General features: G+C 40.3%; 23 protein-coding genes. 18 read left to right on the top strand and 5 right to left on the bottom strand.

The window, feature by feature from the left end; genetic code table 11:
- Positions 1 to 720 (top strand): FAD-dependent oxidoreductase, encoded by a 720-nt coding sequence (locus tag HZC31_00220; GenBank protein MBI5001789.1) that lies wholly within the window; start codon positions 1 to 3, stop codon positions 718 to 720.
- A 2-nt stretch (positions 721 to 722) separates the two neighbouring features.
- Here HZC31_00220 and HZC31_00215 read toward each other — a convergent pair whose 3' ends face one another.
- A complete protein-coding gene (locus tag HZC31_00215; protein ID MBI5001788.1) occupies positions 723 to 1,199 on the bottom strand; it encodes a hypothetical protein in 477 nt (158 codons plus the stop codon).
- A gap of 84 nt (positions 1,200 to 1,283) precedes the next feature.
- Here HZC31_00215 and HZC31_00210 point away from each other — a divergent pair, with 84 nt between their 5' ends.
- The 5 genes from HZC31_00210 (at position 1,284) to HZC31_00190 (ending at position 4,631) form a co-directional block, all read left to right on the top strand.
- Positions 1,284 to 1,808: a peroxiredoxin gene (locus HZC31_00210; GenBank protein MBI5001787.1), complete on the top strand. Its 525-nt coding sequence runs from the start codon at positions 1,284 to 1,286 to the stop codon at positions 1,806 to 1,808.
- A 48-nt stretch (positions 1,809 to 1,856) separates the two neighbouring features.
- A complete protein-coding gene (locus HZC31_00205) occupies positions 1,857 to 2,483 on the top strand; it encodes a superoxide dismutase (GenBank protein ID MBI5001786.1) in 627 nt (208 codons plus the stop codon).
- A gap of 208 nt (positions 2,484 to 2,691) precedes the next feature.
- Positions 2,692 to 3,201 (top strand): hypothetical protein, encoded by a 510-nt coding sequence (locus tag HZC31_00200; GenBank protein MBI5001785.1) that lies wholly within the window; start codon positions 2,692 to 2,694, stop codon positions 3,199 to 3,201.
- A gap of 32 nt (positions 3,202 to 3,233) precedes the next feature.
- Positions 3,234 to 3,884, top strand: a complete 651-nt coding sequence (locus tag HZC31_00195) for a hypothetical protein (GenBank protein ID MBI5001784.1) — start codon at positions 3,234 to 3,236, stop codon at positions 3,882 to 3,884.
- A 51-nt stretch (positions 3,885 to 3,935) separates the two neighbouring features.
- On the top strand, positions 3,936 to 4,631 hold the full coding sequence (locus HZC31_00190) for a CADD family putative folate metabolism protein (GenBank protein MBI5001783.1): 696 nt from the start codon (positions 3,936 to 3,938) through the stop codon (positions 4,629 to 4,631).
- A gap of 47 nt (positions 4,632 to 4,678) precedes the next feature.
- Here the strand turns inward: HZC31_00190 and HZC31_00185 are convergent, their stop codons facing one another.
- Positions 4,679 to 4,945, bottom strand: a complete 267-nt coding sequence (locus HZC31_00185; GenBank protein MBI5001782.1) for a SemiSWEET transporter — start codon at positions 4,943 to 4,945, stop codon at positions 4,679 to 4,681.
- A gap of 387 nt (positions 4,946 to 5,332) precedes the next feature.
- On the opposite strand from HZC31_00185, the gene HZC31_00180 reads away from it, so the two are divergent.
- The gene (locus tag HZC31_00180) at positions 5,333 to 5,632 is read left to right on the top strand and encodes a DUF357 domain-containing protein (GenBank protein ID MBI5001781.1); all 300 of its coding nucleotides are present in this window, start codon (positions 5,333 to 5,335) and stop codon (positions 5,630 to 5,632) included.
- A gap of 31 nt (positions 5,633 to 5,663) precedes the next feature.
- Here the strand turns inward: HZC31_00180 and HZC31_00175 are convergent, their stop codons facing one another.
- The gene (locus HZC31_00175) at positions 5,664 to 6,374 is read right to left on the bottom strand and encodes an alpha/beta fold hydrolase (GenBank protein ID MBI5001780.1); all 711 of its coding nucleotides are present in this window, start codon (positions 6,372 to 6,374) and stop codon (positions 5,664 to 5,666) included.
- A 109-nt stretch (positions 6,375 to 6,483) separates the two neighbouring features.
- Between HZC31_00175 and HZC31_00170 the strand changes: the two genes are divergently transcribed.
- The 11 genes from HZC31_00170 (at position 6,484) to HZC31_00120 (ending at position 14,528) form a co-directional block, all read left to right on the top strand.
- The gene (locus tag HZC31_00170; GenBank protein ID MBI5001779.1) at positions 6,484 to 8,127 is read left to right on the top strand and encodes a hypothetical protein; all 1,644 of its coding nucleotides are present in this window, start codon (positions 6,484 to 6,486) and stop codon (positions 8,125 to 8,127) included.
- An 84-nt stretch (positions 8,128 to 8,211) separates the two neighbouring features.
- Positions 8,212 to 8,589 carry a hypothetical protein gene (locus HZC31_00165; protein ID MBI5001778.1) on the top strand — a complete coding sequence of 126 codons (378 nt, stop codon included), beginning with the start codon at positions 8,212 to 8,214 and terminating at the stop codon, positions 8,587 to 8,589.
- 99 nt (positions 8,590 to 8,688) lie between these two features.
- Positions 8,689 to 9,234: a hypothetical protein gene (locus HZC31_00160; protein MBI5001777.1), complete on the top strand. Its 546-nt coding sequence runs from the start codon at positions 8,689 to 8,691 to the stop codon at positions 9,232 to 9,234.
- Between the two features lie 85 nt (positions 9,235 to 9,319).
- Positions 9,320 to 9,541, top strand: coding sequence for an NFYB/HAP3 family transcription factor subunit (locus tag HZC31_00155; protein MBI5001776.1), 222 nt, complete (start codon positions 9,320 to 9,322; stop codon positions 9,539 to 9,541).
- Between the two features lie 11 nt (positions 9,542 to 9,552).
- Positions 9,553 to 9,978 (top strand): hypothetical protein, encoded by a 426-nt coding sequence (locus tag HZC31_00150; GenBank protein MBI5001775.1) that lies wholly within the window; start codon positions 9,553 to 9,555, stop codon positions 9,976 to 9,978.
- A 275-nt stretch (positions 9,979 to 10,253) separates the two neighbouring features.
- Positions 10,254 to 10,568: a 50S ribosomal protein L7ae gene (locus HZC31_00145; protein MBI5001774.1), complete on the top strand. Its 315-nt coding sequence runs from the start codon at positions 10,254 to 10,256 to the stop codon at positions 10,566 to 10,568.
- Positions 10,569 to 10,582: 14 nt separating this feature from the next.
- Positions 10,583 to 10,897: a 30S ribosomal protein S28e gene (locus HZC31_00140; protein MBI5001773.1), complete on the top strand. Its 315-nt coding sequence runs from the start codon at positions 10,583 to 10,585 to the stop codon at positions 10,895 to 10,897.
- Between the two features lie 11 nt (positions 10,898 to 10,908).
- Positions 10,909 to 11,157, top strand: a complete 249-nt coding sequence (locus HZC31_00135) for a 50S ribosomal protein L24e (protein ID MBI5001772.1) — start codon at positions 10,909 to 10,911, stop codon at positions 11,155 to 11,157.
- A gap of 10 nt (positions 11,158 to 11,167) precedes the next feature.
- The gene (ndk, locus tag HZC31_00130) at positions 11,168 to 11,647 is read left to right on the top strand and encodes a nucleoside-diphosphate kinase (protein MBI5001771.1); all 480 of its coding nucleotides are present in this window, start codon (positions 11,168 to 11,170) and stop codon (positions 11,645 to 11,647) included.
- Between the two features lie 96 nt (positions 11,648 to 11,743).
- The gene (locus tag HZC31_00125; protein ID MBI5001770.1) at positions 11,744 to 13,906 is read left to right on the top strand and encodes an elongation factor EF-2; all 2,163 of its coding nucleotides are present in this window, start codon (positions 11,744 to 11,746) and stop codon (positions 13,904 to 13,906) included.
- 133 nt (positions 13,907 to 14,039) lie between these two features.
- Positions 14,040 to 14,528, top strand: a complete 489-nt coding sequence (locus HZC31_00120) for a hypothetical protein (GenBank protein MBI5001769.1) — start codon at positions 14,040 to 14,042, stop codon at positions 14,526 to 14,528.
- A gap of 65 nt (positions 14,529 to 14,593) precedes the next feature.
- On the opposite strand, the gene HZC31_00115 is transcribed toward HZC31_00120, so the two are convergent.
- Positions 14,594 to 15,160 (bottom strand): histidine phosphatase family protein, encoded by a 567-nt coding sequence (locus tag HZC31_00115; GenBank protein MBI5001768.1) that lies wholly within the window; start codon positions 15,158 to 15,160, stop codon positions 14,594 to 14,596.
- A 29-nt stretch (positions 15,161 to 15,189) separates the two neighbouring features.
- Complete coding sequence (locus HZC31_00110) at positions 15,190 to 15,621, bottom strand: histidine phosphatase family protein (protein MBI5001767.1); 432 nt, start codon at positions 15,619 to 15,621, stop codon at positions 15,190 to 15,192.
- Positions 15,622 to 15,908: the final 287 nt, after the last annotated feature.

Raw genomic sequence — 15,908 nt, 5'->3', positions numbered from 1 at the left:
ATGGCATTACAGAAATACATGACGACAGTAAGTAAGATAGAACAACTTAATGATCATGTTAAATTATTCCGCTTGAGCTTCCCTCAAGGAAAACCGTTTTCTTTTATCGCAGGACAATTCATTATTATTTCCATTACAGATAAAGAAGGGAAATTAAACAGACGCTCGTATTCTATCGCGTCGTCTCCTTCTCACGCGGATTACGTGGAGTTATGCATTAAAATTCTTCCAGATGGACGAGTCAGCAGCATTCTTGATACGCTTATTGTTGGTTCGCAACTGGAGATTGATGGACCATACGGCAAATTTATTGTTGAGCAAGAACAGAAAAAAGAGCTTATGTTCGTCGGCACTGGTGTTGGTGTCGCTCCTTTGCGCGGGATGATTCAGCATGTTTTTGAGAGTGGTTATACTGCTCCTGTCTGGTTATTCTTTGGCTTTCGGCACGACACTGATTTTCTCTTTAAAGATGAATTTTCTTCATTAGAAGAGCAATACAACAACTTCCATTTTGTTCCTGTGATGAGCCAGCCAGGAGATCATTCTGATCCTGATGTTGATGTCGGACATGTCACAGACGCGCTTCCGATGTATGTCAAAGATGGCGAGAATAAGGCTGCTTTTATTTGTGGTTCTTTGCCTATGGTGAAAGACGTTGTTTCTGTTTTAGAAAAATGCGGTATCGCGAAAGAACAAATTAAGACAGACGCATGGGGTTAATTTTAATATTGCCGTGCATATTCTTCTCGGACAACGACAACTAAAGCACTGTACACTTCTGGCGTAATGCGTCCTGTAATTCCTGTGAGCACATCTCTGTACTCTTCTCCTCTATACGTTCTCTCTATCGCAGACTGTACGACACGAAGTCTCGTCCCATATTTACTTTTTGTTCTTCTTACTACGTCTTCTAATAATTCTTCTCTACTCTCTTCTAATCTGTCAAAATACGCGGCGAGACAGTCCACTACAACGTCACGAAACGCGGCTCTCACAAATTGATGAACAATTGGATTTGCCATAATTTCGCGCGCACTTTGTGGTACATGTTCAACAGTAAGTGTGTGACTGATAATCTCTCCAGCACAAGCTTTTAAGCGCTGTGTAATCTCTGCGTGTGTAGCATGTTCATGTCTTCTCGTGTGTAGATAATTCATGTCCATTGATTTCTCTTCTCCTTTTAAAACATTACGACTCATTCATGCATAATCTTTTTATATGTGTTCTTTGTTTCACACCTTATTCAGTAGACTGTTTTTTTAATGGTTTATGGAGGGATGACCATGACGGTAAAAGTAGGAGAAAAAGTACAAGATATGCAGCTTGAAGCATATCAGAATGGTGAGATGACAAAGGTAACACTCAGCGATTATAAAGGAAAATGGGTTGTCTTGTTTTTTTATCCGTTGGATTTCACGTTCGTTTGCCCAACAGAAATCACTGGCTTTGCAAACGCGGAAGCTGACTTTACAAAGTATAACGCAGTTGTTCTCGGGGCGAGTACAGATTCCGCGCATGCACACAAAGCGTGGTTTCAACGAGATATGCCAGATGTCAAATTTCCCATTCTCGCGGACACCGCGCACAAACTCAGCAGAGAATTTGGTGTGTTGATTGAAGACGCGGGCATTGCTTTACGTGGAACATTTATTATTGATCCAGAAGGCGTTCTTCGCTATCAGGTTGTTTCCGCGCTGAACATTGGCAGAAGCGTCAAAGAAACTGTTCGCGTGCTTGCGGCGTTGCAGACTGGTGGGTTGTGCCAAGTGGATTGGCAGCCAGGACAGGAAACGTTGAAGGTAAAATAAGGTTATTTACAATATTGAGTAAAACATTGAGGTGAAACTATGGTAGAAATGTTATTTACGCCAAGCGGGCAACATAAAGTCAAGAAATATCCTCTTGAAGGAACATTGAAAGGAATCAGCGATCGACAGATTCAGGAACATCGCGATGTGTTGTATACGGGGTATGTCAACAAATTAAACGAAATTGAAACAAAACAAAAAGCTGTCGCGAAAGCAGGAAACGGAACACATTCAGATTTTCGTGAACTAAAATTAGAAGAAGCCTTTGCGGTGAATGGCGTTTTTTTGCACGAAGCATATTTTGAAAATCTCGATGGCAAACACACTCCCTGTTCTGGAGCAATTCTGAAATTACTTGAACGCGACTTTGGCAGCTATGACGCATGGAAAGAAGATTTCACCGCAGCAGCGACAAGCTCTCGTGGCTGGGTTGTTCTTGCGATCAATGTCCTTGATGGTCGAGTGCACAATTATCTTTGTGACCGACATGATCTTGGCGGCGTCTGGTGGTGTTTACCATTGCTCGTTCTTGATGTCTACGAACACGCGTACATGATTGATTATGGGGTTAAACGTGCGGACTACATCAAAGCGTTCTTTGAGAATATTGGCTGGAATGCGGTGAATGCTCGCATTGAACAGATTAAGAAAATTCCTGATGTATTGAAACATTAGGTTTTTTGTTCTTTTATTTTATTTCTCTTCACGCACCAGCAAAGTCCCCCTACACAATTTATCCTTTTATTAAAATATGAAATAGAAAATAACTAAAAAATACATAGGGATTCTCAGGGACCATCAGGCGATTCTAAAATTATCTTTACGAGCCTTTGTCTAAATAAAAGAGCGAATATTTTTATAGCGTACGATGTTTCTTTCTTTCATGAAAATCGATGGTCATGAACTTGTTGGTGTTGCTGCGATTAAAGGTCTCAAGTATGTTAACGAAATCCGCGAAGATAGTTACAAAAAAGCTGTCTTGCATTCCTACAACGCTGCGATTCATCTGTATTTAGATGGCTATTACCCTGCTGCTGTCCAAAACGCGCACTGGTGCGCGGACATGGCTGTGAAATTGTATTTATGGAAAAAACATTTAGTGAATTATACTGATTATCACAATCTGCCTATGGTTCGCATTCTGAATTGGATGCCCAAACAAGAAGAGATGAAGCAAATGATTGGTAATCTTCGTGAACTTCATAGTCTTTATGAGCAGTTTGGAGATTACATGGAGATGGTTGAAGAATATCCTGATCATTTGTTTGGCACTGCAAAAACAGATTTATTTGTTGAGAAAATAGAAAATATTCCTGCAATCAAAGAAGGCGCGAAAAAAGCGATCATTCTGCTTGACACGAGTTTGCCGCAGTTGCTGGATTTTGATAAATAATTATTTAAACTCTTTTTCTTTCTTGTTATTTCATGACGTACCAACGCATCTTCTGGCTTGACGACAGCCCTAACTTTTTTGATAGAATGGAGAATGTTGCTCTAGAAGCAGCACTTCCTCTTGATCTTTCTGGCCTTCTTCGCCGAACAACATTTACTTTTGATCTGGAAATGGCTGTTGACGTAGTTTCACGTGAACAATTTGATCTGTACATTCTTGACGCTGATTTCCCAAATAGGATGCCTGATGAGCGGCGAGCGAGTTTAGACGCGTATCTCGTGAAAGTTTGTGCTGGCGTTGTTGATCATTGGAAAGAATATCCATCTGATGGAGATCATCAAGGAAATGTGAATAATAATGGATTTATTTTTTATGAACAGCAGCGTTCTCATTTTGCACCAGAAGCAAAAGTGCTTGTGCATTCCATGTCTGACGCTGCGCCAGTACTTGCCTATCTTTTGGATCTTCCAATGTATAGCAAGAATACTAATCTTGAGGGTGTTCGTCAAGAACTGCTTGGTGGCTTTGATAGATGTGAATATCCTCGTTGGCTCCGTGATCGATTTGTTCAAAAAGTCGGCGGTGATATTGCTCAATGGTATGTTAATGATTGTCCTGCTCCTGATCTTCAAAATTATGAACTCGGAGCCAGAAAAGAATTGATTGAACGGTATTTGCTGTAAAGCATTAAACATTTAAACAAAAACACTTCTTGCTTTTTCAGAGGTGGGCTTATGCAAGAATCAACAGCGTTTATCCAGCAACTCCAGACAGAAATTGACAAAAAACATCTTCTCAAACATCCTTTTTATCAGGCGTGGGAAAATGGAACACTCCCTGTTACTGTGATGCAAAAATACGCGCAACAATACTATCATCTTGAACGAAATTTTCCTATTTTTTTAAGTCTCATGCACTCTGGCTGTGAAATCTTTGAAGTACGGCAGGCGATAACGGACAATTTGTATGACGAAGAACATGGAGAAAAAAATCACACTGAACTCTGGATGCGTTTTGGCGAAGCAATCGGCGCAAAACGTGGAGAGATCAAAGCGTCAAACCCCCTTCCTGAAACACAGCACGCGGTTGACACTTTCAAAAAAATGTCTGCTTCTTCTTTCTTGGAAGGAAGCGGCTGCCTTGCCGCCTACGAATCACAAATTCCCGCTGTCGCGGAAAAGAAACTGCATGGTCTTGAAAAAAATTATGGGATTCATGATACACGAGGGACTGAGTTTTTTCAACTTCACGGCGTTCTCGATGTCAAGCACGCGAATGTCTGGTGGGACATCATTTCAGAACACGCGAACACGCCTGAACGGCAGCTCGCGGTGATGGAAGCAGTCAAAAATGGGAGAGATTCTCTTTGGGGCTTTCTCGATGGCGTTTGCAGAGCATATGGCACTGAAGACATGAAGAAGATGTGCTGATATTTTCTTGTTGCTTTTTTTATCTTTCTGTTTTTTAATTTCTTCTCTTATTTCTTCTTTTTGTCTTTATACCACGCTTTCATAGAAATTAAGCTTAATACAAACATCAATGTGATCGCGTTTGCGCTGATGATGACCATATTGTTGATCGCAAGTCCGTAGATAAGCCACATCAAGACACCAAACCCGAGAACAGCGAGATAGCCGTACGAGAAATCATCGAGACATTTTGTTTTTACTGTCTTGACGAGTTGCGGAATAAAACAGAATGTTGTGCACGCCGCGCCAATGTAGCCAATTATTTCCCAGTTCATACTTGTTTGAGTATTTTGTTTGTTAATAAAAGTTTAGTTTCTTGGAGTTCTTCATCTTGATGTTATAACTATAAATATTTGTTGTAGTAAAAGCAAACACTAACTACTAAAAGAGACGCTCGACAAATGCTCGCGTCTCGACGCACAAGACCTCACAGGAATGTTCGGTCTTGTGCGTTCTTACGTCCAAAGCAAAAACAACATGGCCAGACGGAGCGAACGAGGTTCACTTACGAAGTGAGTGGTTCTCGTTTGCGGAGTAGGGCTTGGAACGAAGTGACAAGACCGTCTGTGCCATTGTTGTTGTTTTTGCTTATTGTATTAACTAAATTATTTCTTTCATTTCTTCCACAACTATTAAAAACCTGCATTGATTATTCCCTTCTCATGAGCGGCTCAACTGTTACTCCAGACAAACTCGCGAAATACTTTGACGTGACAGGAAGAGCGCTCAAAAAAGTCAAAATAGGAAAACAAAAAGATATTGATTGGCAAGCGTCCGCTGAAGATTTTCTTGATATGGCACAGAGATATTATTCTGATGCCCAGCATTTTGCAGATAAAGGAGATATCGTGACCGCATTCGCCGCGCTGAATTATGCGCACGGGTGGTTAGACGCTGGCGCGCGCTTAGGGTTGTTTGACGTTGGTAAAGATAATGTGTTATTTACAGTAGATGGAGAATAAGAATCTTCTTTTCGTTTACGGTACTTTATACTTAATATGTTTCCTGCAACCACGTTACTATTGTCGCAGCTAGTCCATCTTGGCTCTGGAGCATTTCTGTTCCGTGACCGCCAGTTGGATACATCTTGAGATTACTATATGGATTTTCCATTGCGTTATAAATTCGCGTTGCCGCGACTGCCGCTTCTTTATCGTCCATCGCCGCGACAATCAAAACAGGTCTGTCGTAATATGGCGCGATCGCCGTCACATTAATCCCATGATACGCTTCTCCTGCTGATAAAAGCACTAAAGAGTCAATTCGTGTATCTTGCACTGCTTGCTTCAATCCTGCGTTTGCTCCGATACTCGCGCCAACAACTGCGATTCTTTTGTATCCTTTGCTTTCTAAGAAATCAACGCCCGCTTCAACATCAAGGATAAGGTTTTGCCAGTTTTCCTCTGTAAATGTAGTGTAATCAAGATCACTATTTCCATGGCCGCGGAAATCTATCGCAAGCACACTAAAACCATTTTGTTGGAGATATACACTTAAATTATTATAATCCCTTTTATCTTTTCCGAGCATATGCAGAAGGAGTACTGCTTTTGTTGTCTGATTTGTTTCTTTGTAGACTGCGGTAATATTCACTTCATCCGCGGTTGTTATGATAAATTCGTTTGGATCTTTTTGCTGCTCTTGTTCTCCACAACTGCTTAAAAGGATTAATATGACCCAGACTGAAACTATCCATGTTTTCATTTTTGAGATGATCCTTCTCCTTCTTTTATAGTTTGTGAAAGAAAACTTATTTTAGTGTAAAATTTCGAAAGGATTAAATATATCTTTAATTCAAAAAATATCCACTCTTATGAAAAATACTTATTTCCAGAAGAAGATTATATTTGCTTTTCTAGTTCTTTTGCTTACTCTTCTCTTACTGCTCTCTGCATGTAAAGATGAAACGACGCAAGCACAGCAACCTGCTCCTGCACGCTCGCTTTGCGGTGATGGCGCATGTCAGTCTGGTGAAATTCAGTCCTGCCCTGGAGATTGTGACTTTATAATTGATGAAGAAGTTGAAGAGGATACTGAAGAAGGGGAAGAAGTTGAAGAAGAAACGACAGAAACCACAACAACAGCAACAAGCACTGTTTCAGACGATAGCGATGAAGAAGATGATACAGAAGCAGACGAAGATGATGTTGAATCTCTCTCTGAAGATTTATCAAGTGCGCAAGATGATCTTGACGCGTTGATTGAAGAAATAGAAGACTTATATGATTCACTTGATACAGCAGGCGGAGACTCAGATATAGAAGATGACATTGATGATCTTCTTGAGCAGGTGGAAAGTGATTATGAAGATTATGATGATTCCATTGACGCTCTTCGTACTGATGTTTCAGATATTGATACAGAAGCGGACTATGATGCTGTTGAAGATGATGTTGCCGCTCTCCTTGACGATATTGAATCCTATATTGATGATATTGATGGAGATATTGAAGATATCGAAGATGATATTGACGCGCTTACTCCAATTGAAGAAACAGAAGAGGAAGACACTACAGATACTGATGGCGACGGCGTGTACGACACTGCGGATCTCTGTTCTGGAATTGACGACACCATAGACGCTGACGCGGATGGCGTTCCTGATTGTATTGATGATTCAGACAGTGATGGGCTCACTGATTTCGAAGAAATATATGATTATCTCTCTGATCCAAATGACAGCGATTCTGATGATGATGGTCTTTCTGATTATGATGAAGTAGTCACATATGAAACTGATCCAAACGATGATGACTCTGATGATGATGGTCTTTCTGATTATGAAGAAGTGGAAACTTACGGAACAGATCCAAATGACGGTGATAGTGACGACGATGGACTTATTGATTATCAGGAAATCATGGGGATGAATCCTTCAGGAATTGTCACTGATCCCACTGACGCGGATACCGATGATGATGGGCTTACTGATATGGAAGAACTTAATGGCATCTTTAGTCCTCTTGGAACAGATCCAATAAATCCAGATAGCGATGGTGATGGTCTTTCGGATTACGAAGAGGTTATGGGATTAGAATCATCGTATGGAGACGTATATACTTCTGATCCAAATGACAGCGATTCTGATGACGATGGATTAGATGATGCGTATGAGCATGAAAATGATACTGATCCCATGGATGAAGACACTGACGACGATGGTCTCAACGACGCCGAGGAAATTGCTGAAGGCACTGATCCTAATGACGTGGACACGGATGACGATGGACTCACTGATTATCAGGAAATCATAGGGATGAATCCTTTCGGAATAATAACTGATCCCACTGACGCGGACACTGACGACGACGGACTTACTGATTTAGAAGAACTCAATGGCATCTTTACCCCTCCTATCGGAACAGATCCAACAAATCCAGATAGCGATGGAGATGGATTTTCTGACGGTGATGAAGTCAGCAATGGTACAGATCCAAATGATCCAACCAGCTGGTGATGACAGACAGTAAATGGCACATATTCATAACATTTTAAATGAGAATCACTTTCCTTTTTACTAAAAAATAATGAGGTGGCTTATATGGCAACATTAGATGCACAGAAAACAGCTGTTTATTTTATATGGATCGTTGGAATAGTCGCTGCACTTGGCGCTTTCCTTGTTTTTTTGAATTATCTTGGAACCGGAAATTCACGGGATGTTGCTGGTCAGGCACTTGAAGTCGAGACTCCTTCTTCATCCAAATGGACTTCTTGTTTAGATCAAGGAAATAAAATCAAGCTTGCAAATGATGGTGATAGTTTTGTTAAAGCAGATACTTGTGTTGCAGGATCTATCACTCGTGTTAGTTGCGCTGAAGATCAATACGGTTATTTTACCTATGAATACGCTGCTGCGCAATCTTGCCCAACTGGAAAGAGTTGTGTTGAAGATGCTGGGATCGCTTCCTGTCAGTAATTTTTTTTGAATTTTCTTTTTTCATTCTTCTTGTTTTTCACTTCTACTTGAATTGAAGTCTTCGATGAATATTTATAGAGGTTTTGCTTTCATTTTGTTATGAGAAAAGTATTGTTTGTTTTGGCATTGTTGTTTGCTTTTTGTGTTAGTTCTTTCTCTGCGTTTGCATGCAGTTGTATTATGCCTGGCACTGTTACGGAAGAAGTTGAAAGAGCTGATGTTGTTTTTGTTGGGACTGTGATTGCTGTTGATCATTCTGAATATAGAGCATATATCTTCCCCGATCTTGAGTTTAGTTTTACTGTCCAAGAATATTGGAAAGGTGTTCTTTCTGAACCGCTTATTATTCATACAGGCCAAGGTGGCGGAGATTGTGGTTTTTCTTTTGAAGAAGGAAAATCGTATCTTGTGTATGCGTATGCTGATGAAAGTGGAGATTTGCACACAAATATCTGCTCCAGAACCGCATTGCTTTCTGATGCAGAGGGAGATCTCGTGAGATTGGGAAATGGGTTTGCTCCAATTGAAACAATCGTTGGATACAACTATTCTGAAGAAAATATCTTTAACATTCTTGTCTTTGTTTTGATTCTTTTGTTGATTTCTTTCGTTATTTTCTCTTCTTACAAAAAAAATAAAAAATAGATTAGGGATTCAAAAGGACAGCAAGGCGATTCTAAACATACTCTCGAACGCAAGTTATATAAACATACTTTTTCTAAGAATGCTCATGGTAGGAACAAAAAGAAAAACAGTTATTCCTAAAGCAGCTGTTGCTCGCATCATCATGGACGCAGGAGCGAAACGAGTCAGCGCAGACGGTGTCGACGCGCTCACTGCCGCGCTCGAAAAAATTGCGCACGACATCGCGCATCAGGCAGCGCGCATCGCTGCGCATTCTGGTAGAAAGACTGTGCAAGAAGGAGATATTGCTCTTGCGGTAAAAAAATAGAAGAGGATAAAATGACTTTCATGCTTCGTTTTATGGAATTGCCTTCCTATCTTCGCGTCGCGTACATTTTTGCGGTTCTTTTTATTATCGGTCATTTTCTCGCGATCGCTTCACTTCTTTATTGGCAAATCTATGAGCCAGACAACTTGACCTTCAAAGCATGGTTCAAAGCGCCATTGCATCTTGATTTTTTTGACAGCGTGAAAACAGCAGTTGGCGTTGGTTTTGTGTTCCTTGTCCTTCAGCTTGTTGGACTTTATATGTTCACTTCGTGGATATTTCAGCAAGGGAGAAAATGTTATTACCTGCTGTTCGGGCTTGTACTTATCGGGATTTGGACGTATTTTCTAATTCCAGCGCTGATTATTCTTGGATTACTGTTGCCGGAAGTTTCGTTGCAGCATTTTGGGCTTTTGAGTTTTGAAGATTTGTTTTGATAACATTTTATCTTTTCTTAGAACAATCATCTTAAAACAAACATCGATAGGTTTTCCGATTATCTTTCGCTTTTGGCGTATCTATTACGGCATTTTTTCATGACGACAAAACATTTATAAATAACTCCCTGTTTTCAGAGAATATTCTGGATGAAACCAGAAGACCAATGACTGATGAAGGCATGTGATAGAAATGTTATATGCTGGAGCGAGGAAAGAAGCAATTCTTTTATCTTTCAAGTCAATAAAAAACATTATATTCGGAGGAATAGACTATGGTAGACGCAGATCAAATCTATGAAGCAGTAGAAGTAGCACGAAACACAGGGAAAATCAAAAAAGGATCCAACGAAGTAACGAAAGCAATTGAACGCGGAGTAGCAAAACTTGTTGTTGTCGCGAAAGACGTTCAGCCAGCTGAAGTTATCATGCACTTACCTCTTCTCGCAAAAGAAAAAGGAATTCCATGCGTTGAAGTTCCAAGCAAAGAACAACTTGGCGCAGCAGCAGGATTAACTATTCCAACAGGCGCAATCGCTATTGTTGTCGAAGGAGAAGCAAAAAAACTTCTTGATGCATTAAAAGCTTGAGGATGTGAGTACTAATGGCAGAGCAAGAAAAACCACAACCACAGCCAAAAGCAAAACCTCAGCAACAGAAACCTGAGGAGGCAGAATCCAAAAAAGGAGCAGTTACATTCTCTCAAGCAGTTCCCGCGCGCGTTGAAGAAGTCATCGGCAGAACAGGAACACGAGGGGAAGTCACTCAAGTCCGTTGCAAAGTTCTCGAAGGTTTTGATAAAAACAAAATCCTCCGACGAAACGTTCGCGGTCCAATACAAAAAAGTGATATTCTCATGCTCAGAGAAACAGAAATTGAAGCACGTCCGCTCAACAAAGCAGGACGCGGAAATGCATAAGGTGATTATCTATGGTTAAATGCGCATTCAGCGGCAAAGAAATTCCAAAAGGAACAGGAAAAATGTTCGTTCGCAAGAACGGTCAAGTTCTTTGGTTCCTCAACAGCAAATGTCAAAAAAATTACATTGGCTTGCACAGAAAGCCTGTCAACTACAAGTGGTCAGCGCACTATGTGAAAGGAGAAGCAGGCGTTGCGTTGAAAAAAGCAGCGACAGCAGAAGCACGTGCTGAAAAAGCGCACGCGCCTTCTGAGGAATAAGGTGGAGAGCATGTTTGAACGAACACTCGTCCTTATCAAACCAGATGGTGTTGAACGCGGACTTATCGGAACACTCTTGACTCGTTTTGAAAATGTCGGTCTTAAAATTGTCGGCATGAAAATGGTCTGGATTGACAAAGAATTTTCCAAAAAACATTACGCAGCGCACGTTGAAAAACCATTTTACAAAGGACTTGAAGCATTTATTGTTTCAGGACCTGTTGTCGCTATGGTTCTCGAAGGCATTGACGCTGTTGATGTTGTCCGAAAAATGGTTGGCGCAACAGAACCAAAAGCATCCGCGCCAGGAACAATTCGTGGTGACTTTGCACATCATTCGTATGGATATGCGGACAAGAAAGGTATTGCAATCAAAAACCTTATTCACGCATCAGGATCCAAGGATGACGCAAAAGCAGAAGTTCCTTTATGGTTCAGCGCGAAAGAATTGCACAGCTATCCAACAGTGCATGAAAAACATACACTTTAATTTTTTTATTTTGTTTTTACTTTTATATTCAGAAAATTATATTTAACATACAAATATACAACATATAAACTGGGTGAGGCTTACATGGCAGAAAAAATGGTTGATCGCGTTATGCGATTAATGAAACAACAGGATAAAATCCGAAACATTGCAATTTGCGCGCACATTGATCACGGAAAAACAACATTCTCCGATAACCTTCTTTGCGGCGCAGGAATGATGAGCGAGGAATTAGCAGGTCAAGCACGTATGCTTGACTTCCACGAAGACGAAATCGCTCGTGGTATCACTATCGACTCAGCGAACGTTTCCATGGTTCACGAATATGAAGGACACGAATATCTCGTTAACTTAATCGATACTCCTGGTCACGTTGACTTTGGAGGAGACGTTACTCGCGCGATGCGCGCAGTTGATGGGTGTATTGTTCTTGTTTGCGCAGTTGAAGGAATCATGCCGCAGACAGAAACAGTTCTTCGACAAGCATTGAAAGAACGAGTCAAACCAATTCTTTTCATCAATAAAGTTGACCGACTCATTAAGGAATTACAGTTGACTCCTGAAGCAATGCAACAACGATTTGTTAATTCTATCATGGAAGTCAATAAACTTATTCGGCAAATTGGCGGCGAGGAATATGGAGAGAAATTCCAAGTTAACGTTGTCGATGGCAGTGTTTGTTTTGGAAGCGCATTCCACAATTGGGCTCTCTCTGTTCCCTACATGAAGAAAAAAGGAATTACATTGAAAGATGTTATTGCAGCATACACTGGCTCAGATCCAGATGGTCATAAAGTGCTCAAGAAAAAAGCGCCTATTCATGAATGTATTTTAGACGCGGTTATTACGCACTTGCCAAATCCAGTTGTCGCGCAGCATTACAGAATTCCAAAACTCTGGAAAGGAGAACTTGAAACAGAAGAAGGAATTGCCTTACAAAAATGTGATCCAAATGGTCCACTCTTCTTCGTTATCACGAAAATTGTTGTTGATCCACAAGCAGGAGAAATTTCCGCTGGTCGTCTTTTTGGTGGAACGATTCAGAAAGGAATGGAAGTTTACTTGAACAGAGGAAAACAAAATCTTCGTGTTCAGCAGGTTTTCATTTACAACGGCGCGAAGCGAGAAATTGTTGATTTCGCGACTGCTGGAAACATTGTTGGTGTCGCTGGATTAAAAGCAATGCCAGGAGAAACAATCACCCAAAAACCAACAGAGCCATTCGAAGAAATATCACACATCTTTGATCCTGTTGTTACTAAAGCGGTTGAAGCGAAAAAACCAAGTGACCTTCCACGCCTCGTTGAAATTCTTCGCATGGTTCAAAAAGAAGATCCATGTATCAAAGTAAAGATCAACGAAGAAACAGGAGAACACTTGATGAGTGGTATGGGTGAACTGCACCTTGAAGTCATTGAAAATAGAATCAAGACAGAAAAAGGACTTGACATCCAAACCAGCGCGCCAATTGTCGTTTATAGAGAAACAGTTTCCAAAGCATCTGAAATTATGATGGGAAAATCTCCGAACAAGCACAACCATTTGTTCTTCAAGGTTGAGCCAATCCCACAAGCAGTGATTGACGCGATTAAAACAGGTGATTTGCCTTTAAATTCTCGTGTCAAGAAAGTTGATCTTGTTATGCGAGACAAACTTGTCGCGATGGGTTTTGACACAAAACTCGCAGCGAAAGTCAAAGGGTTCTTTAATTACAACGTGATCTTTGAACAGACTAAAGGACAGATTCACCTTGGTGAAATCATGGAAATGGTTCTTGACATGTTTGAAGATGTCATGAACGCGGGTCCACTCGCGCGTGAGCCCTGCTTTAAAGTTATGGTTTCGTTGATGGACTGTAAGTTGCACGAAGACGCAATCCACAGAGGTCCTGCGCAGTTGTACCCTGCTGTTCGTGAAGGTATTCGCGAAGCAATGAACGCTGCTGGTCCTGTGATGTTCGAACCAGTACAGATTTTGCAATTCGAAGCGCCAGTGGATTACATGGGAGAAATTTCCAAATTGATCGCGAACAAACGTGGTCAGTTATTGGAGATGGATCAAGTGGGAATCATGGTTGTTGTCAAGGCAAAACTTCCAGTTGGAGAAATGATTGGCATGAGCAACGACTTGCGTTCCGCTACTGGTGGACGAGGAAGCTCCTCTGTTATTGACCAGATGTTTGAAAAACTGCCTGGTGAATTGCAGATGAAGATTATTACCCAAATCCGAAACAGAAAAGGTTTGAGTGAGAATCAGTAGGTTGATTTATTTTTTTTGTTTTATTTTTTGTTTGCTTATTTGATTGTTTTTCGCTATTTCTTTTTTTGGATACTAAGTTACTATTCAGAAATTACTACAAACCTATTTATACTTGTTACAACAAAATATAATTATGAAAAAGATAATACGCAATAAGGCAATTATGTATATCCTATTTTTGCTTTTTATTATCGGATTCTTAACTTACTTTCTGGATGGGTTCTATGCAGTGAATAGGTTGCTTGAGGGGACACCACGTGAAATTGTTTTTGTTGTTGCATTCTTAGTTGTAGCTTGGCATTTAATTAAAGTGATCCAAAGTATTTCTGCAAAAAAAGATGTAAAAAAGTGTGTCATTCTAGGCGTTTTCTTCGCTGCATATACAATAATCATGCTCTTATATTATCCATATTTCTCGTTAGTGGCTGTACAAAATAATTATGGAGAAAATTTGTTAGGTAATTCTTCGTATTATTTGTTATCTTTTAACTTTTTTACAATGAATGGGCTCTTATTTTTCTCCTATTGGTTTTCAAGTTGTTTCTTACTGGGAATTTCTTCGCTAGTCTATCTTGGAGTTCTAAAAACTAAAAATCTCTCTTGGCAGCGATTTAAGTTTTAGTATCGCCAAGCAAAGAAAAATCTGACCACGGTAATTATTTTTTGTTTTCTTTTTAATTTTCTCTCTTATGGAATAGTTCGTTCAACAGACCACTCTTGAGCATAGAGTAAAACAAGACCAGCACAATTATCTCCTGAACGATATTGGCGTGCCTGTTCAATTCCAATGAGTGTTGTAAGGATATGGAAGTTTGTTCCTTTGTGACCAAAAATTGCAATTTCATCTTCGGGGGTATGAGATGCAACAATCTTTTCTATTCCTTCGCGAACTCGCTGTTCAACCATTTCGTGCGATTCTCCTCCCTGAGGACAATACACCGGATCTCGTAATTGTGCTCTGAAATCTCCTGCGAATTCTCCTATGGCTGTTCCTTCAAGAACACCAAAATTTCTCTCATTAAAATATGGAACAGTAATAATAGGATATGTATTTTGTGTTGCGCGTTGCGCAGTTTCTTGCGCTCGTACCAAATCGGAGGTATACACTGCAGCAAGTTGCAATGCTGCAAAATAAGAAGCGAGCGCATCAGCTTGTTTTTGTCCTATTTCGTCTAGTGGAATATCTGTCTGCCCTTGGAGACGTGCTTGTTTGTTCCACGACGTTTGTCCATGACGAAACAGATGAATTCTCATATATCAAGGAAAAAAAGATTGCTTTATAACTATTGTGACTCACGCACAAACAACTTCACTCTTTTCTTCTCATCCACAATAAATCCCTCTAAAGAACGAAAATGAATCGATTCTTGTAATGGAATTTTGTTTTGCAAAAGCGCGTACGCTGGTTCAAGACATGGACTGTGTGTCACAATAAGCGCACTTTGTCCATCTTGTAATTTCTTTAGGATGTTGCGGATTAATTGCGCAAGTTCTGTTCCGCTGTCAAATTCAATATCCGCGTCTTTTTCTATTTTTGGATCATGATTCACAATTAATTTTGCTGTTTCACTACATCGTTTTCTTGGTGATGAAATCGTGATTGCGAATTCAGGGAGAAGCTTTCCAATCATCGCGCATTCTTCTTCTCCTTTTTTCGTAATCCCGCCAGTGAGAAGATTTTTTTGCGCATGGCGAAGGGCAAAGACGTGTTTCATAGCCTTCTTTGATTTGTTTTTGTTTTTAATTGTTTTGCTTCTTAGAGCATATGTTGAGAAAGTAATCAGAAAAAGCAAATGCTTATCCTCCTTTATCCTTCACTCTTTTCGTCTTTTCTGTCTATTGTAATCTCTTTAATATTATGTTTAGAGCCTATCCCGAAAGGAATAAATAGTAGCTTTCTCATTGAATAGATATTAGGGAATGGGTCACGTGAGAATGAGAAGAGGTGACCCGATGGGATTAGTTGTTAGAGATGATGGTTGGAGAATTCCGGATGAACTTT

This window comes from Candidatus Woesearchaeota archaeon, assembly GCA_016214075.1.
GTDB lineage: Archaea > Nanobdellota > Nanobdellia > Woesearchaeales > DSVV01 > JACRPI01.
This window is presented reverse-complemented; position numbering and strand designations above follow the sequence as displayed.

Coding starts and splice junctions, on each gene's coding strand:
- HZC31_00220 (MBI5001789.1), top strand. CDS start 1: ATGGCATTACAGAAATACATGACGACAGTAAGTAAGATAGAACAACTT.
- HZC31_00215 (MBI5001788.1), bottom strand. CDS start 1,199: ATGAGTCGTAATGTTTTAAAAGGAGAAGAGAAATCAATGGACATGAAT.
- HZC31_00210 (MBI5001787.1), top strand. CDS start 1,284: ATGACGGTAAAAGTAGGAGAAAAAGTACAAGATATGCAGCTTGAAGCA.
- HZC31_00205 (MBI5001786.1), top strand. CDS start 1,857: ATGTTATTTACGCCAAGCGGGCAACATAAAGTCAAGAAATATCCTCTT.
- HZC31_00200 (MBI5001785.1), top strand. CDS start 2,692: ATGAAAATCGATGGTCATGAACTTGTTGGTGTTGCTGCGATTAAAGGT.
- HZC31_00195 (MBI5001784.1), top strand. CDS start 3,234: ATGACGTACCAACGCATCTTCTGGCTTGACGACAGCCCTAACTTTTTT.
- HZC31_00190 (MBI5001783.1), top strand. CDS start 3,936: ATGCAAGAATCAACAGCGTTTATCCAGCAACTCCAGACAGAAATTGAC.
- HZC31_00185 (MBI5001782.1), bottom strand. CDS start 4,945: ATGAACTGGGAAATAATTGGCTACATTGGCGCGGCGTGCACAACATTC.
- HZC31_00180 (MBI5001781.1), top strand. CDS start 5,333: ATGAGCGGCTCAACTGTTACTCCAGACAAACTCGCGAAATACTTTGAC.
- HZC31_00175 (MBI5001780.1), bottom strand. CDS start 6,374: ATGAAAACATGGATAGTTTCAGTCTGGGTCATATTAATCCTTTTAAGC.
- HZC31_00170 (MBI5001779.1), top strand. CDS start 6,484: ATGAAAAATACTTATTTCCAGAAGAAGATTATATTTGCTTTTCTAGTT.
- HZC31_00165 (MBI5001778.1), top strand. CDS start 8,212: ATGGCAACATTAGATGCACAGAAAACAGCTGTTTATTTTATATGGATC.
- HZC31_00160 (MBI5001777.1), top strand. CDS start 8,689: ATGAGAAAAGTATTGTTTGTTTTGGCATTGTTGTTTGCTTTTTGTGTT.
- HZC31_00155 (MBI5001776.1), top strand. CDS start 9,320: ATGGTAGGAACAAAAAGAAAAACAGTTATTCCTAAAGCAGCTGTTGCT.
- HZC31_00150 (MBI5001775.1), top strand. CDS start 9,553: ATGACTTTCATGCTTCGTTTTATGGAATTGCCTTCCTATCTTCGCGTC.
- HZC31_00145 (MBI5001774.1), top strand. CDS start 10,254: ATGGTAGACGCAGATCAAATCTATGAAGCAGTAGAAGTAGCACGAAAC.
- HZC31_00140 (MBI5001773.1), top strand. CDS start 10,583: ATGGCAGAGCAAGAAAAACCACAACCACAGCCAAAAGCAAAACCTCAG.
- HZC31_00135 (MBI5001772.1), top strand. CDS start 10,909: ATGGTTAAATGCGCATTCAGCGGCAAAGAAATTCCAAAAGGAACAGGA.
- ndk (MBI5001771.1), top strand. CDS start 11,168: ATGTTTGAACGAACACTCGTCCTTATCAAACCAGATGGTGTTGAACGC.
- HZC31_00125 (MBI5001770.1), top strand. CDS start 11,744: ATGGTTGATCGCGTTATGCGATTAATGAAACAACAGGATAAAATCCGA.
- HZC31_00120 (MBI5001769.1), top strand. CDS start 14,040: ATGAAAAAGATAATACGCAATAAGGCAATTATGTATATCCTATTTTTG.
- HZC31_00115 (MBI5001768.1), bottom strand. CDS start 15,160: ATGAGAATTCATCTGTTTCGTCATGGACAAACGTCGTGGAACAAACAA.
- HZC31_00110 (MBI5001767.1), bottom strand. CDS start 15,621: ATGAAACACGTCTTTGCCCTTCGCCATGCGCAAAAAAATCTTCTCACT.